The 26437-nt window shown below is 72.6% G+C and carries 17 protein-coding genes and 1 pseudogene; 11 read left to right on the top strand and 7 right to left on the bottom strand.

The window, feature by feature from the left end:
* Positions 1-34 precede the first annotated feature (34 nt).
* From Prubr_RS18955 to Prubr_RS18970, 4 genes are all read right to left on the bottom strand, one after another.
* Entirely contained in the window at positions 35-1120 is a 1086-nt protein-coding gene (locus Prubr_RS18955; RefSeq protein WP_212827251.1) for a hypothetical protein, read from the bottom strand.
* 151 nt (positions 1121-1271) lie between these two features.
* Entirely contained in the window at positions 1272-3584 is a 2313-nt protein-coding gene (locus Prubr_RS18960; RefSeq protein WP_212827253.1) for an FtsX-like permease family protein, read from the bottom strand.
* The gene (locus Prubr_RS18965; protein WP_212827255.1) at positions 3581-4300 is read right to left on the bottom strand and encodes an ABC transporter ATP-binding protein; all 720 of its coding nucleotides are present in this window, start codon (positions 4298-4300) and stop codon (positions 3581-3583) included. The genes Prubr_RS18960 and Prubr_RS18965 overlap by 4 nt, the downstream gene beginning before the upstream one ends.
* Positions 4297-4821 (bottom strand): PadR family transcriptional regulator, encoded by a 525-nt coding sequence (locus Prubr_RS18970; RefSeq protein ID WP_212827257.1) that lies wholly within the window; start codon positions 4819-4821, stop codon positions 4297-4299. The genes Prubr_RS18965 and Prubr_RS18970 overlap by 4 nt, the downstream gene beginning before the upstream one ends.
* A gap of 130 nt (positions 4822-4951) precedes the next feature.
* Between Prubr_RS18970 and Prubr_RS18975 the strand changes: the two genes are divergently transcribed.
* Both Prubr_RS18975 and Prubr_RS18980 read left to right on the top strand, forming a co-directional pair.
* Positions 4952-6562 (top strand): hypothetical protein, encoded by a 1611-nt coding sequence (locus Prubr_RS18975; protein WP_212827259.1) that lies wholly within the window; start codon positions 4952-4954, stop codon positions 6560-6562.
* 121 nt (positions 6563-6683) lie between these two features.
* Complete coding sequence (locus Prubr_RS18980; protein ID WP_212827261.1) at positions 6684-7610, top strand: 2-hydroxyacid dehydrogenase; 927 nt, start codon at positions 6684-6686, stop codon at positions 7608-7610.
* 16 nt (positions 7611-7626) lie between these two features.
* On the opposite strand, the gene Prubr_RS18985 is transcribed toward Prubr_RS18980, so the two are convergent.
* Positions 7627-8007 carry a PH domain-containing protein gene (locus tag Prubr_RS18985; RefSeq protein ID WP_212827263.1) on the bottom strand — a complete coding sequence of 127 codons (381 nt, stop codon included), beginning with the start codon at positions 8005-8007 and terminating at the stop codon, positions 7627-7629.
* Between the two features lie 127 nt (positions 8008-8134).
* On the opposite strand from Prubr_RS18985, the gene Prubr_RS18990 reads away from it, so the two are divergent.
* On the top strand, positions 8135-10780 hold the full coding sequence (locus Prubr_RS18990) for a putative bifunctional diguanylate cyclase/phosphodiesterase (RefSeq protein WP_343221676.1): 2646 nt from the start codon (positions 8135-8137) through the stop codon (positions 10778-10780).
* Between the two features lie 22 nt (positions 10781-10802).
* Here the strand turns inward: Prubr_RS18990 and Prubr_RS18995 are convergent, their stop codons facing one another.
* A complete protein-coding gene (locus Prubr_RS18995; protein ID WP_246567336.1) occupies positions 10803-11825 on the bottom strand; it encodes a LacI family DNA-binding transcriptional regulator in 1023 nt (340 codons plus the stop codon).
* A gap of 274 nt (positions 11826-12099) precedes the next feature.
* On the opposite strand from Prubr_RS18995, the gene Prubr_RS19000 reads away from it, so the two are divergent.
* From Prubr_RS19000 to Prubr_RS19020, 5 genes are all read left to right on the top strand, one after another.
* Positions 12100-13368 (top strand): ABC transporter substrate-binding protein, encoded by a 1269-nt coding sequence (locus tag Prubr_RS19000; protein WP_212816303.1) that lies wholly within the window; start codon positions 12100-12102, stop codon positions 13366-13368.
* Positions 13365-14300 (top strand): carbohydrate ABC transporter permease, encoded by a 936-nt coding sequence (locus Prubr_RS19005; RefSeq protein WP_246567339.1) that lies wholly within the window; start codon positions 13365-13367, stop codon positions 14298-14300. The genes Prubr_RS19000 and Prubr_RS19005 overlap by 4 nt, the downstream gene beginning before the upstream one ends.
* Positions 14297-15205, top strand: a complete 909-nt coding sequence (locus Prubr_RS19010; RefSeq protein WP_212816305.1) for a carbohydrate ABC transporter permease — start codon at positions 14297-14299, stop codon at positions 15203-15205. The genes Prubr_RS19005 and Prubr_RS19010 overlap by 4 nt, the downstream gene beginning before the upstream one ends.
* Entirely contained in the window at positions 15202-17694 is a 2493-nt protein-coding gene (locus Prubr_RS19015; protein ID WP_246567341.1) for a glycosyl hydrolase 2 galactose-binding domain-containing protein, read from the top strand. The genes Prubr_RS19010 and Prubr_RS19015 overlap by 4 nt, the downstream gene beginning before the upstream one ends.
* Positions 17695-17798: 104 nt before the next feature.
* A complete protein-coding gene (locus Prubr_RS19020) occupies positions 17799-18725 on the top strand; it encodes an ROK family protein (protein WP_212816306.1) in 927 nt (308 codons plus the stop codon).
* 683 nt (positions 18726-19408) lie between these two features.
* On the opposite strand, the gene ilvD is transcribed toward Prubr_RS19020, so the two are convergent.
* Positions 19409-21256, bottom strand: coding sequence for a dihydroxy-acid dehydratase (ilvD, locus tag Prubr_RS19025; RefSeq protein WP_212816307.1), 1848 nt, complete (start codon positions 21254-21256; stop codon positions 19409-19411).
* A 188-nt stretch (positions 21257-21444) separates the two neighbouring features.
* Between ilvD and Prubr_RS19030 the strand changes: the two are divergent.
* The 3 genes and pseudogenes from Prubr_RS19030 (at position 21445) to ilvN (ending at position 26427) form a co-directional block, all read left to right on the top strand.
* Positions 21445-23813, top strand: a pseudogene (locus Prubr_RS19030) (putative bifunctional diguanylate cyclase/phosphodiesterase).
* A 213-nt stretch (positions 23814-24026) separates the two neighbouring features.
* Positions 24027-25883 carry an acetolactate synthase large subunit gene (locus tag Prubr_RS19035; protein WP_212816308.1) on the top strand — a complete coding sequence of 619 codons (1857 nt, stop codon included), beginning with the start codon at positions 24027-24029 and terminating at the stop codon, positions 25881-25883.
* A gap of 28 nt (positions 25884-25911) precedes the next feature.
* Positions 25912-26427, top strand: a complete 516-nt coding sequence (gene ilvN / locus Prubr_RS19040) for an acetolactate synthase small subunit (protein ID WP_212816309.1) — start codon at positions 25912-25914, stop codon at positions 26425-26427.
* Positions 26428-26437 lie beyond the last annotated feature (10 nt).

Genomic DNA, 26437 nt, shown 5'->3' on the forward strand with positions numbered 1-26437 from the left:
GCCGCGCGGGGCGCAGCGGGGCCGGCCGGGCGGGTCAGTCCTTCGAGGTGAAGGTCGAAAGGAAGCGGTACGGCACCACGGTGCCGGCGTTGTTGAAGCAGATGATCGACACGTTGGCGTCGAGCCCGACGTACGTCCACGGCCACGTGAGGTGGCAGTACTCCGGACCGGTGCCCTGGGCGACCACCTGCGCGTGCGTCTCGGTGACGGCGAGCTGCGGGTAGACCAGTTGCCAGACCGGCCCGCCGGACAGCGTGTTGACGCCGAACCCGATCGGGTAGTTGAAGTTGGTCTGCCCGCCGAACGGCGAGAAGTAGCCGAAGAACTTCGGCGGCGCGAACGAGCCGATCACCGACCGCTCGCGGTGGTAGGAGAGGTTGAATTCGGTGGCGGTCAGCACCCCGGCCTGGTTGAAGCAGGTGACGATCGCGACGATGTCGAGCCCGCTGGGGCCCCAGTTGGCGAACTTGCAGCGGCGCGGGGCGCCGGCCGTGCTGATCGCCGTCACCTGGAGGTTGCCGGCCGGGCCGGCGGTCCCTCCGACGCCGGCCAGGGTGACCTGGTACTGCCCGGGCGGGCCGGGTAGCACACCCACCCCGCCGCCGGTCGAGTTGTACGCCTGCACGATGCCGCCGGCGGCGGTGGACCGCACGTAGGCGTGGGTGCCCTGGCTGACCGGGACGATGCCGGAGCTCAGCGTCCAGAGGATGGTGAACGCGGTGTCGGAGGGGGTGCCGCCGGGCGCGTGGCACTGTACGACGACGAGCTGGTCGGTCCCGGCCGGGCCCGAGTTCACCACCTCGCAGTAGTGGCCGGTGCGGTTGACCGGCGTGACGTGCACGATGCCGGGGACCGAGGTGCCGACCTGGGGGAACCGGACCTGGAACCGGCCGGCGGCGATCTTGCCGCCCAGGGCCCACAGGCCCGGGAAGCCGGGCTTCCAGCTGCCCCACTGGCGGGTGGTGTTCAGGACGGTCCAGGTCGGCACGGTGGGGTTGTCCACGAGGGCGAAGCCCCAGCGGTCGGCGGCGGCCGCCTGGGCCGGGCCGCTGTTGGTCGGTACGACGGTCACCAACGCGGCGACCAGTGCGAAGGCGAGTATGAGTGGACGGAATCGCATTGCCGCTCCTATCGAAGGAGATCGATTAGGAGGCTAAGCATTCCATTGTCAACTATCTATATCTGTCAGATCTTGTGCATAGTCAGCATGGTGCCGAACCCGACCCTGGCCCGGTGGAGCCCGCCGGACGGTCCCGGCGGGCTCCACCCGCTCACTCGGTACGCAGCCCGTCCGGGCGCATCAGCCGCCACAGGACCGGCAGGCTCAGCGCGGTTACCAGCAGCACCACCCCGGCGGCCACCCCGGTGATCTGGCCGATGCTGGTCCAGTCGACCCGGACCGAGAGGTCGACCATCGACATGAGCACCGCGCCGAGCCCCAGCCCGACACCGATCGCCAGGGCCAGCCCGAGCACCACCGGTACGGCGGTCTGCAACAGGACCGACCAGGTCAGCGTGCTGCGTCGGGTGCCGAAGGCGACCAGAACGGCGAGCAGTCGTCGGCGCTCCCGCAGCTGCTCCAGGGTGGTCACCAGCATGCTGGCGCCGATCAGCAGCATGGTCAGCAGCGCCCCGATGAACAGGCCGCGCCGGATGCCGGCGAACCGGTCGTCCTCCCGCAGCGCGACCCGTTCGCTGATCATGAAGTACGGGCTCACCTTGACCACGGCGGTACGCAGGTGCTCGACGGCGTCCGGCTCGGCCGCGTCGAGGTTGACGAAGAACTCGACCCGCCCGCCGCGCAGGAGGTCCGACGGAAGCACCTCCGGCGTCACGTAGAGCCGGGCGGCGTCATGTAGCGGCGAGTCAGCGCGGGGCGCGATCATCCGGGTAGTGGCGGGGATCGTCCACTCCGTCGCAGCGGGGCCGCTCATCACGACCGGGTCGCCTGGTCCCGGCGGCGTCGATTCGGGGTCCGGGTTGCTGGCCTCGCTCAGGAAGGCGTCCCCGGCGGCGCAGCCGTCCAGCACGGCGAACTCGGCCAGCGTGGCGCAGTCCCCGACCAACACCTCCACCCCGCCCTGCCGGCCTCCCTGCGCGGGGCCGGCGAGGCTGCCGGCGTACACGACGCTGTAGCCGGTGACGTCCCGTATGCCTGGGGTCTCCCGGAACCGTCGGACGGCCGCCTCGGTCTGTGAGTGGTCGCCGAGGGAGAAACCCCACACCTGGAACTGGGCCCGCCCGGGATCCTCTCCCGTCGCCTCCACGTAGTCGGCGCTCACCCCGGCGAAGAGCATCTGCAACGCGATCGCGCCGGCCGAGGCGACCGCGATCCCGCTGACCACCCGCGCCGACGTACCGCTGCTGAGCTGGAGCCGCCGGGTGGCGAGCTGCCACGGGACGCCGCCACCGGGCAACCGGCCGACCACCGCCTCGACCAGCCAGGGCAGCAGCACCGCCACGCCGATCAGGAGGAGCACCGCGCCGGCGGCGACCTGCATCTCGTTGCCGCCCCCGGATTCCGCGCCGATCGTGCCGACGAGCGGGGCGAGCAGGGCGAGCCCGAGGGCGGGAAAGAGCAGGCGCCACCAGAGCCGGCGCCGGCCACCGGTGGCGTGCCGGACCACCCCCAGCGGTTCGATGACCACCCGGCGCAGGGCGAAGAGGGTCACCGCCACCGCGGCGGCCGGTACGGCGAGCACCACGAGCAGGGTGAGTGCCAGGGTCGGCCGTACGTCACCGGCGAAGACGGTCACGTCCATGACGGTGAACAGTTCGACCAGTTGCCGCCCGGCGAAGAAGACCACGGCGCCGACGCCGAGGCCGAGGACCGAGCCGAGCAGCGCCTCGCCGGCGGCGATCCGGCGGATCATCGCGCCGTCCGCGCCGACCAGCCGCAGCGCGGCGAGCCGCCGGTCCCGGCGGTCGCCGCCGAACCGGACGGCCGCGCCGATGAAGACGGCGACCGGCAGCAGCAGCACGGCGAAGATGACCACCGTGAGCATCAGCAGGACGGGGTCCAAACCCTCGCTGTCGTCCACCACGCCGAATCCGTCGATCCGCTGGGCCCGGTCCTCGGTGATGCTGTCGCTGCCCACGTAGAAGGCGTGTTCCCGCGCACCGGCCAGGCCCTCGTCGCCGATCGTGCCGACGATCCGGGCGTCCAGCCGCTCCCGCAGCAGGGCGCCGTCCGGACCGGTCAACAGCCTTTCCAGGCTGGGGGAGACGAGCATCTCGCCCGGCCCGGGCAGCTCGGCTACCCCCGGCGGCCGGGGTGCGTTGACCCCCTCCGCTCTCAGCATCCGGCCGTAGATGTGCTCGCCGCGGTATCTGGTGCCGACGTCGAGCACCAGCAGCGTGTCGTCGCCCTTGACCAGCGGCTGCTCGGTGAAGCGCAGATCGGCCCGGGCCGAGGTCCGCTCCGAGCGGGCGTCCAGGATGTTCGGGACGGCGGCGGAGAGCAGCAGCAGGGCCACGCCGAGCCCGACCCCGACCGCCGTCAGGACGGTGCGCGTCCAGCCCTCCCGGCCGCCGCTGATCGCCAGCCGGCAGCCGAGCGCGAGATCGCGAGCCCAGCTCCTCATCGGCCCGTCAGCTCCATCTCGCGGGTCCGGCCGTCACGCACCACGATCTCCCGGTCGGAGTACGCCGCGACCCGCGGCTCGTGGGTCACCAGCACCACGGCAGCGCCGGTGTCCCGGGCGGCCTCGGTGAGCAGTTTCATGACCCGTTCGCCGTTGAGCGAGTCGAGCGCCCCGGTCGGTTCGTCGGCGAAGACCACCCGTGGGCCGGTGACCAGGGCACGCGCCACCGCGACCCGCTGGCCCTGACCGCCGGAGATCTCGCCGGGCCGCTTGTGGGCGACGTCGGAGACCTCCAGCCGGTCCAGCCAGCCGGTGGCCCGCCGCTCGGCCTCGCGGCGCTTGTGCCCGTCGAGCCGCAGTGGCAGGGCGACGTTCTCCAGGCAGGTCAGTTCGGGCACCAGCTGGCCGAACTGGAAGACGAAGCCGAACTCGCTGCGTCGCAGCGCACTGCGGGCGGCGTCGGACATCGCGGAGAGTTCCCGGCCGCGGTAGACGATCCGGCCGCTGTCCGGCGCGACGATTCCGGCGGTGCAGTGCAGCAGGGTCGACTTGCCGGAGCCGGAGGGGCCCATGATCGCGACGACCTCGCCGGCGGCGAGGTCCATCGACGCACCGGCGAGCGCCGGCGTGGGGCCGAACGACTTGTGCAGGTCGACGGCGTGCAGCAGTGGTTCGTTCGGCCGGTTCCGGTCGCCGCCGTCGGTCGCGGGGTTCATGGCCGTACCTCCTTGGCGAGCTGGTCCAGGCGGGCGGCGGTGAGTTCGAGCCACCGCAGGTCGGCTTCGAGGTGGAACAGCGCGTAGTCGCAGATGAGGTGGTCGGGCAGGCCGCCGTCGTTCTTGCGGCGGGTCAGCTCGCGCATCAGGCGCAGGTGCTCGGCCCGCTGGGTGTCGAGGATCTCGGTGGCGGGGCGCCCGGTCAGCAGCGCCAGCACCACCTTCGTGTAGAGGGTGTTCTGCAGGTAGAGGTCGGGCTTCTCGGGCTGGGCGAGCCACCGCCGTACGTCGGTGATCCCGGCGTCGGTGATCGCGTACCGCTTGCGTTCCGGTCCGCCGCCGGGCTCGATGCCGTCGACCTCGACGAGGCCGTTCCTGAGCAGTCGCGAGAGGGTCGCGTAGACCTGCCCGTAGGCCAGTGGCCGGTCGCGGCCGAACCGTTCGTCGTATGTGCGCTTGAGGTCGTAGCCGTGCGACGGCCCCGACTCCAGCAGCCCCAGGAACGTCTGTCCGATTGCCATGCGGGGCACACTACACCACGGGTATACATCGCGTGTATACCCGTGGTGTTTAGATCATTTCCCCAGCTCAAAGTGTGGGTGCCGGGGAAGCGGGCAGCTTCGTGCGGGCCACCGTGGCAGACTGCCCGGCATGGTGACCGTGGCCGCCCCTGCCCCGCCGGCGGCCCGCCGGTCGTGGCGCCCCACCCCCGCCGGGGTCGCGCTGACCCTCGCCCTGGCCGGCGTCGGCTACCGGCTCGCGGTGCTGCTCGCGCAGGCGCCGCCGACCAACAGCGACGAGGCCACCACCGGGCTGGTCGCCCTGCACGTCAGCCAGGGCCGGGAGTTCCCGCTCTTCTTCTACGGCCAGTACTACATGGGCGCCCTGGAGTCCTATCTGGCCGCGCCGCTGTTCCTGCTCGCCGGTCCGTCGGTGTTCGCCCTGCGGCTGCCGAACCTGCTGCTCTACGCCGCCTTCCTGGCCCTGATGTGGCGGCTGACCAGCCGCCTCTACACACCGTGGCTGGCCGCCCTCACCGTCGGCCTGCTGGCGCTGGGCGCCGACCGGATCCTGAAGAACCAGCTCATCGCCGGCGGCGGCTATCCCGAGATGAACCCGGCCGGCGCCCTGCTGATCCTGCTCGCGGTCAACCTCGGCCTGGGCGTCGTACGCCGACGGGCCGCCGGGTACGCGGTGTTCGGCCTGGTCGCCGGCCTCACCCTGTGGGACGACTGGCTGGTCCTGCCGTATGTCGGCGCGGCCGGCCTGCTGCTGCTCCTGACCGGCTGGCGGGACCTGCCCGGCCGGCACGGTGCCGCGCTCGCGGGCGGCCTGCTGGTGGGGCTGGTGCCGATCGTGGCGCACAACCTGACCGCCGCACCCGAGCACCGCTCGCTGGCGATCTACGCGAACCTCGGCGGTGGCGCGGACGCGTCCTGGCCGGACCGGTTCTTCGGCGGGGTGCTCTTCGGCCTGCCGATGGGCACCGGGCTCTGCCCGCCCGGCCGGTGCGAGCCGTGGCAGCTCTGGTGGGGGCTGCTGGTGCCGGTCCTGCTGGTCGTCGCGGGCGTACTCGCCTGGCGGGGACTGCGCCGCACCGGGTCGGCCGGTTCCCCGGACGCCCGCGGTGCCCGGCCGGTCGTCCAGGGTGGTCGGCTCGCGCTCGTCGTGGCCGCCGCGCTGACCCTGCTCGCGTACGCGGCCAGCGGCGCCGCCGGCAGCACCCCGGTGGAGAGCGCGCGCTACCTGTCCTGCCTGCTGATCTCCATCCCGGCCCTGCTCTGGCCACTGTGGAGAATCGCGGCGCGCGGCCCGGGCCGGTGGCGGGCGTCCGGAGCCGGCGCGCTGGCGGCGCTCACCGCCACCATGGTCGTCGCGACGGCCGCGTTCGTCGCCCACCTGCCGGCATACGGCCGGCAGGCCGACGCCCGCGCGGAGCTGGTCGCGGCACTCGACGAGCGCGGGATCACCCGGTTCTACGGCGGGTACTGGACCTGCCTGCCGATCACGTTCGCCACCCGGGAGCGGATCGTCTGCGCGGTCATCGACGACGATCTGCGCCCCGGCTGGGACCGCTACGCGCCGCACCGCGACCTGGTGGCCGCCGCGCCCGCCCCGGCGTACGTCCTGCCCGCCGGCAGCGCGACCAGCCGGGCGGTCGGCGCGGCGATCGCCGCCGCCGGGGTGCCGTCGACGACCAGCACGGTCGCCGGGTACGACATCCACCAGCCCGCCGGCCCCGTCGACCTGCCCCGCCGCTGAGCCCGGGCCGGTCGCCGGCCACGGCCGCCGGCCCGCCGGGGCGGCGCGCAGCCGGCCGACCTGCCCGGATGCCGCGCCCGGCCGGCCGTTAGGGTCGAGTGATGATCACACGGGTGCTGTCGTGAAGGTCTGGGTCGCGCACGAGCACGGCATCGGGCTGATGGGTGCGCTGCCGGCGGGGGTCACGGTCGAGACCGTGCGCGGTCCCGACCACCTGCCGTCGGACCCCGCCGGGGTGTCGTTCTGGGTGCCGCCGTTCCTCGCCGGGGGCAGCACGGTCGGCCTCGCCGAGAAGCTGCCCGACCTGAAGGTGGTGCAGCTGCTCTCCGCCGGGGCCGACGCCTGGGTGGGCCGGCTGGCGGCCGGCGTGACGCTCTGCGACGCGCGCGGCGTGCACGACTCGTCCACGGCCGAGTGGGTGGTCACCGCGATCCTGTCGCACCTGCGCGCGTTCCCGGCCTTCGTCCGGGCGCAGGTCCGCCGCGAGTGGGCGTACGAGGAGTTCACGCCCACCGACGAACTGGCCGGCAAGCGGGTGCTGATTGTCGGGGCCGGCTCGATCGGCGCCGCGCTGACCGCCCGGCTGGCCCCCTTCGAGGTCGAGGTGACCAGGGTGGCCCGTACGCCCCGACCGGACGAGGGCGTCCACGGTGTGGCCGAGCTGCCCGCCCTGCTGCCCACCGCCGACGTCGTGGTGGTGATCGTGCCGCTCACCGAGCGGACCAGGGGGCTGATCGACGCCGAGTTCCTCGCCGCGCTGCCGGACGGGGCGCTGCTGGTCAACGGGGCCCGCGGCCCGGTCGCCGACACCGCAGCCCTGGTGGCCGAGCTGTCCACCGGCCGGATCGGCGCCGCGCTCGACGTCACCGACCCCGAGCCGCTGCCGGCCGACCATCCGCTGTGGGAACTGCCGAACGTACTGATCACCCCGCACGTCGCGGGTTCGGTCAAGGGGGTGCTCCCGCGCGCCTACCGGCTCGCCGGTGCCCAGCTCCGCCGCTTCGCCGCCGGCGAACCACTGACCAACCAGGTCACCGACGGGTACTGACGCGCGGGCCGGCCGGTCAGCCGGCGTGGTCGGTGTCGAGCCGGCTGCCGCTGGCCTCGACGAGCCGGGGCAGGTCGGCGGCCCGGACGGCCGGCAGACCCACGGCGTGGCCGTCGGTCAGCAGCGCCATCGCCCGCCCGCGCCGGTCGGCGGCCAGTTCGCGGATCTGGGACCAGGCGATGCGGCGGTTGCCGAGCAGTGCCCGGGTCCGGATGCCGGCCGCGTCGGCGTCGGTGCCGGCCCGCCACGCCCAGATCGCCAGGGCGAGCGGCACCAGCAGGATCGGGGCGAGGAACCACGAGACGCTCGCCAGCGGGATGGCGCCGACGAACCCGACGATCGCCGCCACCAGGATCGCCTGCGGATAACGGAAATGGACTGGTCGCGCGGTGCTCACCCCACCATCCTGCCACCATCGCCGGAACCGGGGCGTAACCTGGTCGCCGCGATGCTCGTTGACCGTTGATAGGTGCGGTGCCGCCGCATCGCCAGCCCTCGCCCCCTCCGCGAAGGTGACCGCCGCCGTGTCAGTGGAACCCCTCCTGCGTGCCCCCACCCGGCCCGTTCCGATCCGCCTGGTGACCCTGCTCGCTCCCGCCGCCGTGGCCCCGCTCGCGATCGTGGCCGGCCTCTCCGGCGCCGTACCCGTGCTGGTGGCCCTGGCCGCCGCCGTCGTACCGGTCGCCGCGGTGTGCACCACCCGCCTGATCCGGCTCGGGCTGTCCTTCCGGGCCATCGAGAAGCGGATCGGCGCCTGTCGGGGTGCCGGCCTGCTCGGCCTCGGCGTGCTCGCGGCGGGCCTGACCGCCGTCGCCCTGCCACTGGTGCCGACCGGGCGGCTTCCCTCGGTGGCGTTGACCGGCCTCACCGCCACCGCCGTGCTCAGTGTGCTCGGACTGCTGCTCCTGCCCGGGGCGGCCGTCACCACGACCGTACGACTCCGCCGTGGCTTCGACGGGCTCAGCATGGGAGCGAGCTTCGCCTTCGCCGGCTGGCTGCTGCATCCGGCCGGCGCGACCCCCGGCACGGCGCTGGCGGCCGGCCTGATCGCGGCCGGTGGCCTGTCGATCATCGTGATCACCGCGCTGCGGGCGGCCCGCTTCCGGCGGGCCGCCCTGCTCTCCGGCGCCGGCGCCAGCGCCAGCGTGGTCGGCCTGACCGCGCTCACCTGGCTGCTCGCCTACGACGCGCCGCCGGAAACCCTGCTGACGGCCGGTGCCGTCCTGGCCGGTGCCCCGCTGCTCACCTGGATCGGGGCGTCCCGCACCGAGGTCGGCGGCCGGCCCCGGGTGGCCGTCGAGGCCGAGGCACACCTGTCGGCGTACCCGTTGCTCACCGTGCCGGCCGTGATCGCCACCCTCGCCGCCGCCTACCACCTGATCGCGGTCGGGTCGTTCGACCGGACCTCGATCGTGCTCGGTCTCGCGGTGATCCCGACCCTGGTCGTCCGCGAGGTGCTCGCGGCCGTCGACGTCCGCCGGTACGCCCGTCGCCTGGCCGAGCAGGAGGCGCACTTCCGGTCGCTGGTTTCCGGCGCCAACGACCTGACCCTGGTGGTCGGCGAGGACCTGCTGATCCGTTGGCAGTCGCCGGCCGCCGCCCGGCTCTTCGGGCTGTCCGACGCCGACGTGCTCGGCCGGGCGTTCCCCGAGCTGATGCATCCCGAGGACGCCGCCGACGTGACCGCGGTGCTGACCGGGGTCCTGGCCCGGCGGACGGCCGAGGGTGGCCGTCCGCCGCTGGTCACCGCCCGGCTGGTCGACGGGCACGGCGTCCTGCGCGAGACCGAGTCGACCATCAGCGACCAGCGCGGCGTGCCCGAGGTGGGGGCACTGGTGGTGCACGTACGCGACGTCGGCGAACGCCGGCACCTCGAACGCACGCTGCACGAGATGGCGTTCACCGACCAGCTCACCGGGCTGGCCAACCGGCGTGAGCTGATGCGCACGATCGTCACCCAGCGGTCGGTGGCCGGCCACACCGGCGCGCTGCTCGTCATCGACCTGCACGGCATGGCGGGCATCAACGACGTACGCGGCCGCGAGGTCGGCGACGCGGTGCTGATCGAGGTGGGCCGGCGGCTTCGGGCGACCATCGACCGGGACGACGTCGCCGCCCGGCTCGCCGGCGACGAGTTCGCGATCGTCACGGTCGAGGGGCCGATGCTGGCGTACACCCTGGGCACCCGGTTGCTCGCCGCCCTCACCGAGCCGTACCAGCTGCCCGGCGCCGTCGTACACCTGCACCTGAGCATCGGCCTGGCGGAGCTGTCCGGCGGGGACGGCGTCGACGACGTACTGCGCCGGGCCGACCTCGCCCGCCGCCGGGCCCGGCAGCTCGGCCGCAACCGGATCGAGTGGTACGACGCATACCTGGAAGAGCAGCTGGTCCGCCGGATGGACCTCGAGCGCGAGCTGCCCGGCGCCGCCGCGCGGGGCGAACTCGACCTGGTCTACCAGCCGATCCTCGGGATGCACGACGGCCAGCCGGTCGGGGTGGAGGCGCTGCTGCGCTGGCGGAGTCCGGTGCTGGGCACCGTGCTTCCCGCCGAGCTGCTGCCGGTCGCCGAGGATCTGGCCATCGCCGTCGAGATCGGACGGTGGGTGCTGGACCGGGCATGCCGCCAGCTCGCCGTCTGGTCACCCGCCGGACGTCCGTTGTGGATGTCGGTGAACGTCGCCCCGCACGAGATGGCCGCCCCCGACTTCGTGCCGACCGTCGCGGCCGTCCTCGCCGCCCATCAGCTCGCCCCGGAGCAGCTCGTCGTCGAGGTCGCCGAGGCCCGGGTCGCCAGCGACGTGCCGACCGTGGTCACCCAGTTCGCCGGGCTGCGGGCGCTGGGCGTACGCACCGCACTCGACGACTTCGGCGCCGGCCAGGCGTCGCTGGCCCAGTTGCGCCGGCTGCCGGTCGACATCCTCAAGGTCGATCGGGCCCTGGTGGCCGACTCCGGCCGCGGCGCGCAGAGCAAGCCCCTGATCGACGTGGTGGTCAGCCTGGGCCGCCGCCTCGGCCTGGAGATCGTCGCGGAGGGGCTGGAGACCGACGGGCAGGTCGACCGGGCGCGGGCCGCCGGATGCCGGTACGGGCAGGGTTTCGCCCTCTCCCGACCGGCGCCGGCGGAGCGGATGGAGGCGTTCCTGGAGTCCTTCCAGTCGCCCTCGCTGTAGGGCCGGCGCGCGGGTCGGGCGGTCAGCTGTCGCGGGGTGCGGGCCCGGTGCTGCCGCGGGGCGTCAGGTGGGCGTTCTGGTCCTGGAATCCGTCGGCCGGGCCACCGGCGATCACCGCGAGCAGGCGCCGGGCGGCGTGTGTGCCGTACGCCGGGATGTCGCGGCCGAGCGCGGTCAGCGCGGGGTGGACGAGTCGGCAGAGTGCCGAGTCGTCCCAGGCCACGATCGACAGGTCGGCGGGTACGGCCAGCCCCATCTCCTGGGCGACGGCGAGGCCCGCGACGGCCATGACGTCGTTGTCGTAGAGGATCGCGGTCGGCCGGTCGGGCGAGCTGAGCAGCCGGCGGGTGGCCCGGCCGCCCTCCTCGCCGGTGTAGTCGGACGGCACCGTGACCGCCTGGGACAGGCCGAGCCGGTCGCGCAGGTCGGTGAAGGCCCGGGTACGGATCTCGGTGTGCAACAGGCCGGGCAGTCCGCCGACCCGCGCGATCCGGCGGTGGCCCAGCGCGACGAGGTATTCGACGGCCTCCACCAGGGCCGCCGCGTCGTCGACCCACAGGTTGGCCAGCGCGCCGGTGTGGCCGGGGCCGCCGATCACCATGGCCGGCAGTTGCAGCTGTTCCAGGACGGGCACCCGCCGGTCGTCGACGCGCAGGTCGCAGACGAGTACGCCGTCGACGCGCCGTTCGCCCCACCAGCGCCGGAAGACCGCGATCTCGGCGTCGGGGTCGGCGACGACCTGGAGCGTCAGCGCGTACGACCGGGCGGACAGTTCCGCCTCGACGCCGCTGATCAGTTCCATGAAGAACGGTTCGATGCCGAGGGTGCGGGCCGGCCGGCAGAGGGTGAGCCCGACGGCGTTGGAGGTGGCCCCGGACAGGGCGCGGGCGGCGCTGTTGGGGTTGAACCCGATCTCCTCGGCGATGGCGATGATCCGCTGCCGGGTCGCGGCGGAGACGCCGGGCTGGCCGTTGAGCGCGTAGGAGACGGCGCCCTTGGAGACCCCGGCCCGCCGGGCGATGTCGGCGATGGTCGGCCGTTTCACCGGTCTCCTTTCGGCGGCCGGGCGGCCGGGCCGTCGGTGGCCACGGCGCCGGGCGGGACCCATCACGCTACCGGTCCGGAACGGTGTGCCCCACCGGCCAGTTGACCTTTCTCGGTTAAGCGGCCAGATCGTCCCGGTCAGGTTACCAATCCGCCATGCGGGCGTCACAGGATTGACATGTTCCGATGTCGCCCGTACGGTGTCGTCACTTATCCGGTTCAGTCGACGCTCTTCGATCATGGGAGCGTTTCCATGGATATGTGCGGAGGATGACATGAAACGGTCCCAGTTCGTCCGGATGGCCGCCGCCGGGTTGGCCGGCCTGCTCCTGGTCACCGGGTGCAGCGGCAACAGCGGCGGCGGCGACGGCGCCGTCACCCTGAAAATCAACTTCTGGGGCGACTTCGGCCTCGACGAACTCAAGGGCCGCTACGAGGCGGCGAATCCACACGTCCGGATCAGCCTCAACACCGGCGAATACAACGCCCAGCACGAGGACCTGCAGAAGAAGCTGATCGCCGGCTCGGGCGCCCCGGACATCGCGGCCATCGACGAGGGCTTCATCATCCAGTTCCGCGGCCAGGCCGACCAGTTCGTCAACCTGCTCGACAAGGGCGCCGGCCAGTACCAGCAGCGTTACCTGCCGTGGAAGTGGCAGCAGTCGCTGTCCGCCGACGGCGCCAGCCAGATCGGCCTCGGCACCGACATCGGCGGCCTGGCGATGTGCTACCGCAGCGACCTGTTCGCCGAGGCGGGGCTGCCGACCGAGCGGGACCGGGTCTCGGCGCTCTGGCCGACCTGGGACGCGTTCATCGCCACCGGCCAGACCTACACCGGCAAGACCGGCCGCAAGTTCATCGACGCCGGCACGAACATCTTCAACCCGGTGCTCGGTCAGCAGCCGGTCGGCTTCTACGACCAGGGCGAGACGCTGCGGATGGAGGGCGGCCCGAAGGTCGCCTTCGACGTGGCCGCCAAGGCGATCGGTGCCGGCCTGTCGGCCGACCTCGCGGCCTTCTCCCCGGAGTGGAACGCCGGCTTCGTCAAGGGCGACTTCGCGGTGCTGGCCTGCCCCGCCTGGATGCAGGGGCACATCCAGAACACCGCACCGGACACCAGCGGCAAGTGGGACATCGCCGCGATCCCCGGTGGCGGCGGCAACTGGGGCGGCTCCTTCCTGACCATCCCCAAGCAGGGCAGGAACATCGACGAGGCGTACAAGTTCCTGGAGTGGCTGGTCCAGCCCGAGCAGCAGATCGAGATCTTCAAGAAGGTCGGCAACCTGCCGTCCCAGCCGGCCCTCTACGACGACCCGGCGATCCGCGACTTCACCAACCCCTTCTTCGGTAACGCCCCGGTCGGCCAGATCTTCAGCGGCACCGCCGAGAACCTCACCCCGCAGTACCTCGGCCGGCGCAACGGGCCGACCCGGGTCGCGGTGGAGAACGTGCTCAACCGGCTCGCCAGCGGTGACCTGAAGGGCAAGGCGGCCGACGCGTGGACCGAGGCGGTCAAGGAGGCCCAGAAGGCGGCCCAGGCGTGACGACCCAGCCACACGGCTGGCGCAACCGCCTGCTCCGCTTCGACCTGCGCTACACGCCGTACCTGCTGATAGCGCCGTTCTTCCTGCTCTTCGCGGTCTTCGGGATCTTCCCGATCGTCTTCAACGGGGTCGTCGCGCTGCGCCACTGGCGGCTCGACGACCCCACCCTGACCGGCTGGGCGGGCTGGGCCAACTTCGAGCGGCTGCTCGCCGACGACGCCTTCTGGAACGCGTTGCTCAACACGTTCGGCATCTTCCTGCTCTCGACGGTGCCGCAACTGACCCTGGCCCTGATCGTGGCCGGGCTGCTCAACCGCAAGCTGCGGGCGCAGACCTGGTTCCGGGTGGGGGTGCTGCTGCCGTACGTCACGCCGTTGACCGCCTCGACACTGATCTTCGCGGTCGTCTTCGCCCGGGACACCGGAGTCGCCAACTGGGTGCTGTCGCTGCTCGGCACGGCCGAGCCGATCGACTGGCGGGCCGCGAAGTGGTCGTCGTGGATCGCCATCGCCACGATGGTCAACTGGAAGTGGATCGGCTACAACGCCCTGCTCTACCTGGCCGCGATGCAGTCCATCCCGCGCGACGTCTACGAGGCGGCGGCGGTGGACGGGGCGGGGCCGTGGCGCCAGCTGTGGCGGATCACCGTACCCATGATCCGGCCGGTGGTGATCTTCACGGTGATCCTGTCCACCATCGGTGGCCTGCAGCTCTTCACCGAGCCGATGCTCTTCCAGCAGAACGCCGCGGCCGCGACCGGCGGTGCCAACCGGGAGTGGCAGACCATCGCCCTGCTGATCTACCAGGTCGGCTGGAAGGACCTCAACCTCGGATACGCCGCCGCGATGTCCTGGGCGCTGTTCCTGATCATCGTCGTGGTCGCCGTGCTGAACGCGGTCGTCACGAACCGGCTCGGAGGAGGCCGCCGATGACGACCACCGCGACCCAGGCCCCGGACACCCGGGGCACCGGCGCCCCACGCGGGACCCCGCCGGCCCGCCGGATCCCGCGCCACCGCGGCGCCGGCATCTGGACCTACCTGTTCCTCTCGGTGGTGCTGCTCTTCTCGGCGTTCCCGATCTACTGGATGTTCGTCGTCGCCACCAGCACCGACGCCGCACTGGCCGAGATCCCGCCCCGGGTCGTGCCCGGCGCCATGCTGTTCACCAACCTGCAAGAGGTCTTCTCGATGCAGGACGTGTACTTCGTGCAGTCCCTGGCCAACAGCGCGATCGTGTCGACGGTCGTGACGTTCTCGGTACTGTTCTTCTGCTCGCTGGCCGGCTTCGCGTTCGCCAAGCTCCGGTTCCGGGGCCGCAACGCCCTGATGGTCTTCGTCATTCTCACCCTGACCGTGCCCAACCAGCTCGGCGTCGTCGCCCTCTACATCCTGATGGGCGAGATCGGCTGGAACGGCACCCTGCTCGCGGTGATCACGCCTGGGCTGGTCAGCGCGTTCGGAGTCTTCTACATGCGACAGTTCATGGTCGGGGCCGTACCCGACGAACTGGTCGAGGCGGCCCGGATCGACGGCGCGACGACGATGCGGATCTGGTGGAGCGTGGTGCTCCCGGCGGTGCGGCCGGCCATGGCGGTGCTCGGCCTGCTCACCTTCGTGGCCACCTGGAACGACTTCCAGTGGCCGCTGATCACCCTGGGCGGCACCGACTACCCCACCTCGATGGTCGCGCTGTCCGACCTGGCCAGCGGCAACTACGTGCTCTACCGCCGGGTGCTCGCCGGCGCGCTGGTGGCCACGCTGCCACTGCTCGTGATGTTGTTCATCGGCGGACGTCAGATCGTCCGAGGGATCATGGAAGGCGCGGTGAAGTCTTGACCAACGGTGCGAACGTGGCGAACCTGCGGCCGCTGCACGACGGCTGGACCCTGCGGGCCGTGCCCGGAACCGGCGAACCCGGATCCGGTGTGCCCGACGGGATCGCCGGCGTCGTCCTACCGGCGACGGTGCCCGGCTGCGTGCACACCGACCTGCTCGCCGCCGGCCGCATCCCCGACCCGTACCTCGACGACAACGAGACGCGGCTGGCCTGGATCGGACACACCGACTGGGTCTACGAGACCACCTTCACGGCCGACCCGGCCGGCGACGACCGGGTCGACCTGGTCTGCGCCGGGCTGGACACCGTCGCGACGGTCACCCTCAACGGCGTTGAACTCGGCCGGACGGCCAACATGCACCGCGGCTACCGCTTCGACGCCCGGGCCGCGCTGCGGACCGGCGACAACACCCTGCGGGTACGGTTCGACTCCGCCTACCGCTACGCGCGGGCCCGCCGTGACGAGTTGGGGGAGCGGCCGAACTCCTATCCCGAACCGTTCAACTTCATCCGCAAGATGGCCTGCAACTTCGGCTGGGACTGGGGACCGACGCTGGTCACCGCCGGCATCTGGCAGGACATCGGGCTGCACACCTGGCGGGTCGCCCGGCTGGCCACCGTTCGTCCGCTCACGACGGTCGACGCCGGCGCCGGGCGGGTCGAGGTGCACGTCGGGATCGAGCGGGCCGACCCCGGCGGCGGCCCGCTCACCGTCCACGCCGCCGTCGCCGGTGCCACCGCCGAGGCGACGGTCGGCGCCGGCCGGGACACCGCCGTGCTGACCCTCACCGTCGCCGACCCCGAACTGTGGTGGCCACGCGGGTACGGCGAACCCACCCGCCACCCGCTGGAGGTGACCCTGTCCGCCGCCGACGGCACCCCGCTGGACACCTGGCGGCGGCCGATCGGGTTCCGCACCGTACGCCTCGACACCACCGCCGACGCCCACGGCAGCGCGTTCACCCTCGTCGTCAACGACGTCCCCGTCTTCGTACGCGGCGTCAACTGGATCCCCGACGACGTCTTCCCGACCCGGGTCACCCGCGACCGCTACGCGCGGCGGCTCGCCCAGGCCTGCGACGCCAACGTGAACCTGCTCCGGGTCTGGGGCGGCGGCCGCTACGAGTCCGACGACTTCTACGACCTCGCCGACTCCCTCGGCCTGCTGGTCGAGCAGGACTTCCTCTTCGCCTGTGCCGCCTATCCCGAGGAGGAGCCGTTCGCCGGCGAGATCGACGCCGAGGCCCGCGAACAGGTGACCCGGCTGGCCAGCCATCCGAGCCTGGTCATGTGGGTCGGCAACAACGAGAACATCTGGGGCTGGCACGACTGGGGCTGGCGGGAGCCGCTGGGGGACCACAGTTGGGGTGCCGGCTTCTACTTCGACCTGCTGCCCCGGGTGATGGCCGAACTCGACCCCACGCGGCCGTACTGGCCGGGCAGCCCGTGGTCCGGCCGCCACGACCGGCACCCCAACGACCCGGCCCACGGCAGCACGCACATCTGGGACGTGTGGAACACCGACGACTACGTCCGCTACCGGGAGTACGTGCCCCGGTTCGTCGCCGAGTTCGGCTACCAGGCCCCGCCGACGTACGCGACGCTGCGGCGGGCGCTGCGCGACGACCCGCTCGCCCCCGACTCGCCCGGGATGCGGCACCACCAGAAGGCCGCCGACGGCGACGCCAAGCTGCGCCGGGGGCTCGACGCGCACCTGCCGACGCCCCGCGACTTCGACGACTGGCACTACCTCACCCAGGTCAACCAGGCCCGCGCCATCGCGCTCGGGGTCGAACACTTCCGGTCCCACCGGCCGGTCTGCATGGGCACGATCGTGTGGCAGCTCAACGACTGCTGGCCGGTCACCTCCTGGGCGGCCGTCGACGGCGACGGGCGCCGCAAACCGCTGTGGTACGCCCTGCGCCGGGCGTACGCCGACCGGCTGCTGACCGTCCAGCCACGCGACGGCGTACCGGTTCTGGTGGCGGTCAACGACGGCGGGCGACGGTGGACGGCCCGGGTGACGGCCGGCCGGCTCGGACTCGACGGCGAACCGCGGGCGAAGGCGGTCGTGGACCTGGACGTGCCGGCGTACTCGACGGTGACCGTGCCGCTGCCGGCGGACCTGACCCGGTCGGGCGACCCAAGGCGCGAGCTGCTGGTCTGCGCCAGCGGCGACCAGCGGGCCTGGTGGTTCTTTGCCACCGACCGCGAGATCGCCTACCCGCCGGCGGCCTACGACACGGCCGTCGAGCCGGTCGAGGGCGGCCTGCGGCTGACCGTGACCGCCCGTACGGTGCTGCGTGACCTGACCGTGCTGGCCGACCGGCTCGACCCGGCGGCGGTCGTCGACGACGCGTTGGTCACCCTGCTGCCGGGCGAGTCGGTGGGCTTCACCGTCCGTACGTCCCGACCGGTGGACCCGGCCGCCCTGGCCGCCCGTCCGGTTCTACGCTGCGTCAACGACCTCACCGCCGCGACGGTATGAAGCCGCCCGTTCGGGAACACGGTGTGACCAGGTCACGGCCGGGCCGACCGGCGGGCCTGCGTCGTTGGTCGTGACGGATCGACCGGACGGAGCGAGGTGACGGCGTGACGGGTCCCGTTCTAGCTGTTGATGTGGGTGGCACCAAGCTGGCCGCGGCGGTGGTCGAGCCGGACGGCACGATCGCCGCCCAGGCGACCGTGCCGACCCCGGTCAGCCCCGACGCGCAGATCGTGGCCGCCGCCCTCGACAACCTCGTACGCGAGGTCGCCGCGCGCGGGCCGAGCCGGCGGCTGGTCGGCCTCGGGGTCGGCTCGGCCGGCCCGCTCGACCCGCTGGCCGGCACGGTCAGCCCGGTCAACATCGGCGCCTGGCGCGACTTCGAGATCCTCGACGCCCTGCGCGACGTGCTCCCCGGCCGGCCGGCGGTACTGGCCGGCGACGGGCACTGCATGGCGCTGGGCGAGCACTGGCGCGGCGGGTACGGCGACCGGTCGGTGCTCGGCATCGTGGTGTCGACCGGGGTCGGCGGCGGTCTGGTGATCGGCGGCCGGGTGCACTCCGGCGGCACCGGTAACGCCGGCCACATCGGCCACATCGTGATCGACATGGCCGGACCGGGGTGCGCCTGCGGCGGGCGCGGCTGCGTCGAGGCGCTGGCCAGCGGGCCGATGATCGCCCAGTGGGCGCTCGAACAGGGCTGGTCGCCGGGGGACCGGCCGGCCGACGCCCGTACCCTCGCCGCCGACGCCCGGGCCGGTGACCGGGTCGCGGTACGCGCCTTCCAGCGGGCCGCCCGCGCGCTCGCCGCCGGCATCGTCTCCGCGGCGGCGCTGATCGACCTCGACGACGTGGTGATCGGTGGCGGCGTCTCCGGTGCCGGTGACGTGCTCTTCGACCCGCTGCGGGCGGCGATCACGGACCTGGCCGGGCTCGCGTTCGTCCGCCGGGTACGGGTGCACGAGAGCACCCTCGGTGGTGACGCGGGCCTGCTCGGCGCCGCGGCCCTGGCCCTGGAAGCCGCCCGCGCCTGAGCGCCGGCCCGCCGGCGGCGTCGACCCGGTGACCGTCGGGCCGGGCTCGGCGACTGCCGGGTCCGCGGCTTGACGACTGTCGGTCCGGGACTCGGCGACTGTCGGTCCGGGGCTCGGCGACTGCCGGTTTGCCGGCCTGCGGCTCGGCGGCCGGAGCTGGCCGTGATCGGCTTGATGGCCCGCGGCTTGGCGACCGTCGGTCCGCCGGCCCGCGGCTCAGCCACCGGGCCTGGCTGGATCGCTCGTTGGCCGCCGGCCGGTGGCCGGTGGCTTGGCGGGCGTCGGCCTGGCGGTGATCGGCCCAACCGTGATCGCGTGGCGGGACCCGGCCGGACATCACTGAAATGCGCGCCGTCCCGCCGAGACGATGTACCGCGCCATCCGGATCCGCGCGATCCAGAACGTTTGTGGCCGCCACAGCAGCAACAAATGCTCTAGATCGCGCGCGGAGCGAGCGCCAGCGGCGCGAGCGGTAGCGAAGGCGCGGGGCCGAGGCTGACCCGGGGCCTGCACGTTGATCAAGGGGACGTTCAGGACAAAACCCCCGGCGGTAGCCACGACAAGTCCTTGATCGACGTGACGCGGCGCGGCGCGACGCGACGGGGCGGGGCGATGCGGCGGGGAGGCGCGGGGGCGACGTGGCGGGGCCGGGAGCGAAGCTCCCGGCCCCGCCACGAGACGAGCTACTCGGGGACCCGGCGGTAGGCGCCGTCGCTGGCCGAGGTGGCCATCGAGGCGTACGCCCGCAGCGCGGCGGAGACCGGACGCTGCCGGTCGACCGGCGTGTACGGCCGGTCCCGCTTCTCCTGGGCGATCCGGCGCGCCTCGAGCACCTCGTCCGGCACGTTCAGCCGCAGCGACCGCTCCGGGATGTCGATGACGATCTCGTCGCCGTCCTCGACCAGCGCGATCAGTCCGCCGCCGGCGGCCTCGGGCGAGACGTGGCCGATCGACAGTCCCGAGGTGCCGCCGGAGAACCGGCCGTCGGTGATCAGGGCGCACGCCTTGCCCAGCCCGCGGCCCTTGAGGAACGAGGTCGGGTAGAGCATCTCCTGCATGCCCGGCCCACCCCGGGGCCCCTCGTAGCGGATCACCACGACGTCGCCCGGCTGCACCTCCTTGGCGAGGATGCCGCTGACCGCGTCGTCCTGGGACTCGAAGACCCGGGCCGGCCCGCTGAACCGCCACAGCTCCTCGTCGACGCCGGCGGTCTTGACCACGCAGCCGTCCGGGGCGAGGTTGCCGTGCAGGATGGCCAGCCCGCCGTCGGCGGTGTAGGCGTGGGCGCGGTCGCGGATGCAGCCGGTCGCGGCGTCGGTGTCCAGCCGGTTCCACCGGTTCGTGGTCGAGAACGGCTCGGTGGTGCGTACGCCGCCCGGTGCCGCGTGGAACAGTTCGACCGCCTCCGGGACCGCCTTACCGCCGCGGACGTCCCAGTCGGCGAGCCAGCTGTCCAGGTCGGGGGAGTGCACGGCGCGTACGTCGCGGTGCAGCAGTCCGGCCCGGTCGAGTTCGCCGAGGATGGCCGGGATGCCGCCGGCCCGGTGCACGTCCTCCATGTGGTACTTCGGGCTGTTCGGGGCGACCTTGGCCAGGCACGGCACCCGGCGGGAGATCGCGTCGATGTCGGCGACGCCGAAGTCCAGTTCGGCTTCGCGGGCCGCGGCCAGCAGGTGCAGCACCGTGTTGGTCGAACCGCCCATCGCCACGTCGAGCGCGACCGCGTTCTCGAACGCCGACCGGTTGGCCAGCGCGCGGGGCAGCACCGAGGCGTCGTCGTGCTCGTACCACTGCCGGGCGATCTCGACGATCAGGCCGCCGGCCCGGACGAAGAGGTCCTTGCGGGCGGCGTGGGTGGCCAGGGTCGAGCCGTTGCCGGGCAGGGCCAGGCCGATGGCCTCGGTGAGGCAGTTCATCGAGTTGGCGGTGAACATGCCCGAGCAGGAGCCGCAGGTCGGGCAGGCGGACCGCTCGATGCTGTCGAGCTGTTCGGTGGTCACCGCGTCGTTGGACGAGGCGATCATCGCGTCGATGAGGTCGATCTTCTCGTGGACGATGCCCTCGATCGCCACGGTCTTTCCGGCCTCCATCGGGCCGCCGGAGACGAAGACCGTGGGGATGTTGAGCCGCAGTGCGGCGAGCAGCATCCCCGGCGTGATCTTGTCGCAGTTGGAGATGCAGACCAGGGCGTCGGCGCAGTGCGCGTTGACCATGTATTCGACGGCGTCGGCGATCAGTTCGCGGCTCGGCAGCGAGTAGAGCATCCCGCCGTGGCCCATCGCGATACCGTCGTCGACGGCGATCGTGTTGAACTCGCGCCCGACGCCACCGGCCTCGGCCACCGCGTCGGCCACCAGACCGCCGAGGTCCTTGAGGTGTACGTGCCCGGGTACGAACTGGGTGAAGCTGTTGGCGATGGCGACGATGGGCTTGCCGAAGTCGTCGTCCGTCATGCCGGTGGCACGCCACAGGGCACGGGCTCCGGCCATCGTCCGCCCGTGGGTGGAGGTCTTGGACCGCAGGTCAGGCATGCCCCCCAGTGTTACACCGCGGCCCGTCCGGCGCCGGTCGCGGCGTACGGCGGGTCCACCTCTCGGGAAACGGTGTGGCGCCGGCCATACCTCCGCGAGCCGGTGTCGCACACCCCGTCCCCCCACGGCGGGACGCCATCCGGCAGAGTTGATGTGTGCACTTCCCCTCGGGTGTCGAGATCGCCGCCGTGGCCGGTGGGCTCACCGCTGTCCTCGGCACGGTGCTGCTGGTCCGGTCCGCCCGCCGGCACACCGCGGCGAGCCGGCGGGCCCGCCTGGTGCTCGCCGCCGGTGCCGGGGTGACCACGGCGAGCCTGGTCGTCGGCCTGATCGGGCTGGTCGCGATGGCCCCGGAGTGGTCGGCGAACCGGGAGCAGCGGGTCACCCTGGCCACGGTCGTGGCGATCGGGGTCGTGCTCGGCTGCGTCCTCTTCAGCGTCGGGTTGCTGCGGTTGCCGGGCCTCGCCGGTGACACCCGGACGGTGGCCCGCCATCTGCTCGACGCGGTGGTCGTCGGGGCCGCGCTGTGGTTCGTCGGCTGGGTGCTGCTCTCCGAGCCGACCCGGATCCTGGGCGCGGCGACCCCGACCACCTGCACGGCGATCCTGCTGGCCAGCGTGGCGGTCGCGACCACGGTCGGGGTGGCCGTGGTCGGGGTGCTGCGGACCGCCCGGCCGCGCCGCGGGCTGATCCTGACCGGCAGCGGCATCGTCACCACCGTCGTCGGCGGCCTCGGGGTGGCCACCGGCGTCTGCCAACCCGGCACGGCGATGGTGCTGGCGAGCACCATCGCCGTTTCGATCGGCCTGCTCATCCTCGCCTGGGCGGTCCGGTTCCCCGACACCCTGGGCGAGCCGCACGGCGACGTGATCCGCCGGGGCACGGCGTACGCCTTCCTGCCGATGCTCGGGATGGCCGTCTCCGCCGTCTACCACCTGCTGTGGGAGGGCAGGTTCACCGCGCCGGGCATCGTCGCCGGCATCGTGGAGGGGTTCGCGCTGGTCGCCCGGCAGTACGTCGCCCTTCTCGACGTGCGGGCGTACGCGCACCGGCTGGCCGAGAGCGAGGCCCACTACCGGGACCTGGCGTACACCGACGCGCTGACCGGGCTGGCCAACCGGCGTGGACTGCTCGAGGAACTGCGCCGGGTGCTGCGGTCCGACGTACCGGTGGTGCTGCTGGCCCTCGACCTCGACGGCTTCAAGTACGTCAACGACATGCGCGGCCACGACGTCGGCGACGCGGTGCTCGGCGACGTCGGCGCGCGGCTGCGGCAGAACCTGCGGCCGGGCGATCTCGCCGCCCGGTTGGGGGCGACGAGTTCGCCGTACTGATGCACACCGGGCCGGCCGAGGCGCAGCGGGCGGCGGACCGGCTGCTGGGGGTGCTGTGCAAGCCGTACGAGCCGGGTGACGGCACCGTCTTCCTGTCGGTGAGTATCGGCATCGCGCGCCGGACGGCCGGGTCGGACGTGCCCACCCTGCTGCGCAACGCCGACCTGGCGCTGCGCTACGCCAAGCAGCGCGGCAAGAACCGGGTCGAGCAGTACGACATCGCCTACGACCAGTTGCTGCGCCGGCGGACGACCCTGGAGCACGAGCTGCGCGGGGCGGTCGACCGTGGTGAGCTGCACCTGGTGTACCAGCCGGTGGCGGAGATCCCGGCGGTCCGCCCGGTCGGCGCCGAGGCCCTGCTCCGCTGGACCCATCCGCGGCTGGGCAAGGTACGCCCCGACGAGTTCATCCCGCTCGCGGAGGAGTCCGGGATGATCGCCACCCTCGGGTCCTGGGTGCTGCACCAGGCGTGCCACCAGCTCGCCCTGTGGCGGGCCGCCGGGCACGACGTGTGGGTGTCGGTCAACGTGTCGCCGCGCGAGTTGCACGCCCCGGAATACGTCGAGCAGGTGGCCGAGGCGCTGCGCGCCCACCGGGTGCCGTCGCAGCGGCTGGTGCTGGAGGTCACCGAGCACACCGTGGCCACCGACCTGGATGAGCTGATCAAGCGACTGCGGGCGTTGCGCGCCATCGGCGTACGGATCGCCCTGGACGACTTCGGCGCCGGCTACTCGTCGCTCGGCCAGCTCCGTCACCTGCCGATCGACATCCTGAAGATCGACCACAGTCTGGTGGCGGAGCAGCAGTCGCCGGCCGAGGGCCGGTCCGGCCGGGTCTTCGCCCCGTACGTCGACGTGGTGATGCGGTTGGGGCACCAGCTCGGCCTCCAGGTGATCGCCGAAGGGGTGACGAACCAGACCGAGATGACCGCCGTGGTCGAGGCGGGCTGCCGCTTCGGACAGGGGCAGCTCTTCGGCTGGGGGGTGCCGGCGGAGCATCTGGAGGCGCTGTTGGAGTCGGCGACGTCGCCGGGTGCGCGGGCGGTGCCGGCCGTACCCCGGCAGATCGGCGGCCGGGCCGACGGGGGCGTCGGTCCGGCGGTGAACCGTACGCCGGACGTGGAGCCGGTGCACCCGTCGCACGAGGTTGACCAGCGGAATCCGACACGCGGTGACCAGGATGTGAGATCAGTTGACTCAGCGCGTGAGATGCGTCAGGCTTAGCCCCATGTCGCCGACCAGGTCGTCTCGAGTACTTATCTGAGCGCACTCTCACCGTCCGAGAGTGCGCTGGCCCCGTGCATCTGCACGTGGGCCGTTTTTATTGGCCAGCCACCCGTGCCCGTCCGGGCCCGGGTCCGCCCGCGCGGGCAGCCGGTCCGCGCCGAACCCGCATCACGCGCAACGCGTGCCGCACCGACCGAAGGCCAGATTGCGATGACAAGACCAACGCCAGAGACGCTCGCCAACCGCGTCCACGCGACGCCCAGCCCGGCCATCCTCGCCGCCGGGTCCGGCCCGGCGGCCGCGCCCGTACCGCCGCCCGGACCGGCCCAGGTCTCCGGCGCGGGTTCGCTCGTCAGGTCGCTCGAGGCGCTCGGCGTCGAGGTCGCGTTCGGCATTCCCGGCGGTGCGATCCTGCCGGCCTACGACCCGCTCTACGACTCGACGGTGCGGCACATCCTGGTCCGGCACGAGCAGGGTGCCGGCCACGCCGCGACCGGCTACGCGCAGGCCACCGGCAAGGTCGGCGTGTGCATCGCCACCTCCGGCCCGGGTGCGACCAACCTGGTGACCCCGATCGCCGACGCCTACATGGACTCGGTGCCGGTCGTGGCGATCACCGGCCAGGTGTCCCGGCCGGCGATCGGCACGGACGCCTTCCAGGAGGCCGACATCCAGGGCATCACCCTGCCGATCACCAAGCACAACTATCTGGTGCAGACGCCGGAGGAGATCCCGCGGATCCTGGCGGAGGCGTTCCACCTGGCGTCCACCGGCCGGCCCGGCCCGGTCCTCGTCGACATCCCCAAGGACGTGCTCCAGGCGCAGACCACGTTCTCCTGGCCGCCCACCATGGAACTGCCCGGCTACCGGCCGACCCTGCACCCGCACGGCAAGCAGATCCGCGAGGCGGCCCGGCTGATGACCGCCGCCCGTCGCCCCGTGCTGTACGTCGGCGGCGGCGTGCTCAAGGCCGAGGCGACCGAGGGGCTGCGCAAGCTGGCCGAGCTGACCGGCATTCCGGTGGTCACCACGCTGATGGCCCGGGGCGCGTTCCCCGACTCGCACCAGCAGCACCTGGGCATGCCGGGCATGCACGGCACCGTCGCGGCCGTCTACGCGCTGCAGAAGGCCGACCTGATCGTGGCGCTCGGCGCGCGGTTCGACGACCGGGTCACCGGCAACCTGGACTCGTTCGCCCCGGGTGCGGCGATCGTGCACGCCGACATCGACCCGGCCGAGATCGGCAAGAACCGGGCCGCCGACGTGCCGATCGTCGGCGACGCCCGGCACGTGATCGACGAGTTGATCGCGGCGGCGACCGTCGAGCAGAGCGGTGGCCGGACCGGCGACCGCACCGACTGGTGGGCACAGCTCGACGACCTGCGGTCCCGTTACCCGCTGGGTTACGACGAGCCGGCCGACGGCACCCTGGCCCCGCAGTACGTCATCCAGCGGATCGGCGCGATCGCCGGCCCGGACGCGGTCTACACCGCGGGTGTCGGCCAGCACCAGATGTGGGCGTCGCAGTTCATCTCGTACGAGAAGCCGCGGACCTGGCTGAACTCCGGTGGCGCGGGCACGATGGGCTACGCGGTGCCGGCCGCGATGGGCGCGAAGGTCGGTCTGCCGGACACCACCGTGTGGGCGATCGACGGCGACGGCTGCTTCCAGATGACCAACCAGGAGTTGGCCACCTGTGCCCTGGAAGGCATCCCGATCAAGGTCGCTGTGATCAACAACGGCAACCTGGGCATGGTCCGCCAGTGGCAGACGCTGTTCTACAACGAGCGCTACTCCAACACCGAGCTGGGCACCCACAAGCACCGCATCCCGGACTTCGTCAAGCTGGCCGAGGCGCTCGGTTGTGTCGGGCTACGCTGCGAGAACGCCGCCGACGTGGACAAGACGATCGAGGCGGCGATGGCCATCAACGACGCTCCGGTCGTGATCGATTTCGTGGTCGGCAAGGACGCCATGGTGTGGCCGATGGTCGCCGCCGGCACCAGCAACGACGAGATCATGTTTGCCCGTGGGGTCCGCCCCGCGTTCGACGAAGACGACCTGTGACCGCGCCGGCGGAGTTCGAGGAGAAGGCATGAGCAAGCACACCTTGTCGGTGCTGGTGGAGAACAAGCCCGGCGTCCTGGCCCGGGTGGCCGGTCTCTACTCCCGGCGCGGGTTCAACATCGACTCACTGGCGGTCGGGGAGACCGAGCACCCGGAGGTCTCCCGGATCACGATCGTCGTCAACGCCGACGAGTCGCCGCTGGAGCAGGTGACGAAGCAGCTCAACAAGCTGGTCAACGTCCTGAAGATCGTCGAGTTGGACCCGGCGGCGGCGGTCGCCCGGGAGCTGCTGCTGGTCAAGGTCCGGGCGGACCGGGCGGCCCGGGCCCAGGTGCTGGAGACGGTCGCGCTCTTCCGGGCCCGGGTGGTCGACGTCGCCCCGGACACGCTCACCATCGAGGCGACCGGCACTCCCGACAAGCTCGACGCGTTGCTGCGTGACCTCGAACCGTTCGGAATCAAGGAAATGGTGCAGTCCGGCCTGGTGGCCATCGGGCGCGGCTCGCGCTCGATCACCACCGGTCCGGCGCTGCGTGCCGCTTAATGACGGCGGG

The sequence above is a fragment of the Polymorphospora rubra genome (assembly GCF_018324255.1).
GTDB classification, from domain to species: domain Bacteria; phylum Actinomycetota; class Actinomycetes; order Mycobacteriales; family Micromonosporaceae; genus Polymorphospora; species Polymorphospora rubra.

Bases quoted from the DNA above. Each gene is read 5' to 3' on its own strand.
- Prubr_RS18955 (WP_212827251.1), bottom strand. From the start codon at position 1,120: ATGCGATTCCGTCCACTCATACTCGCCTTCGCACTGGTCGCCGCGTTG.
- Prubr_RS18960 (WP_212827253.1), bottom strand. From the start codon at position 3,584: ATGAGGAGCTGGGCTCGCGATCTCGCGCTCGGCTGCCGGCTGGCGATC.
- Prubr_RS18965 (WP_212827255.1), bottom strand. From the start codon at position 4,300: ATGAACCCCGCGACCGACGGCGGCGACCGGAACCGGCCGAACGAACCA.
- Prubr_RS18970 (WP_212827257.1), bottom strand. From the start codon at position 4,821: ATGGCAATCGGACAGACGTTCCTGGGGCTGCTGGAGTCGGGGCCGTCG.
- Prubr_RS18975 (WP_212827259.1), top strand. From the start codon at position 4,952: ATGGTGACCGTGGCCGCCCCTGCCCCGCCGGCGGCCCGCCGGTCGTGG.
- Prubr_RS19000 (WP_212816303.1), top strand. From the start codon at position 12,100: ATGAAACGGTCCCAGTTCGTCCGGATGGCCGCCGCCGGGTTGGCCGGC.
- Prubr_RS19010 (WP_212816305.1), top strand. From the start codon at position 14,297: ATGACGACCACCGCGACCCAGGCCCCGGACACCCGGGGCACCGGCGCC.
- ilvD (WP_212816307.1), bottom strand. From the start codon at position 21,256: ATGCCTGACCTGCGGTCCAAGACCTCCACCCACGGGCGGACGATGGCC.
- Prubr_RS19035 (WP_212816308.1), top strand. From the start codon at position 24,027: ATGACAAGACCAACGCCAGAGACGCTCGCCAACCGCGTCCACGCGACG.
- ilvN (WP_212816309.1), top strand. From the start codon at position 25,912: ATGAGCAAGCACACCTTGTCGGTGCTGGTGGAGAACAAGCCCGGCGTC.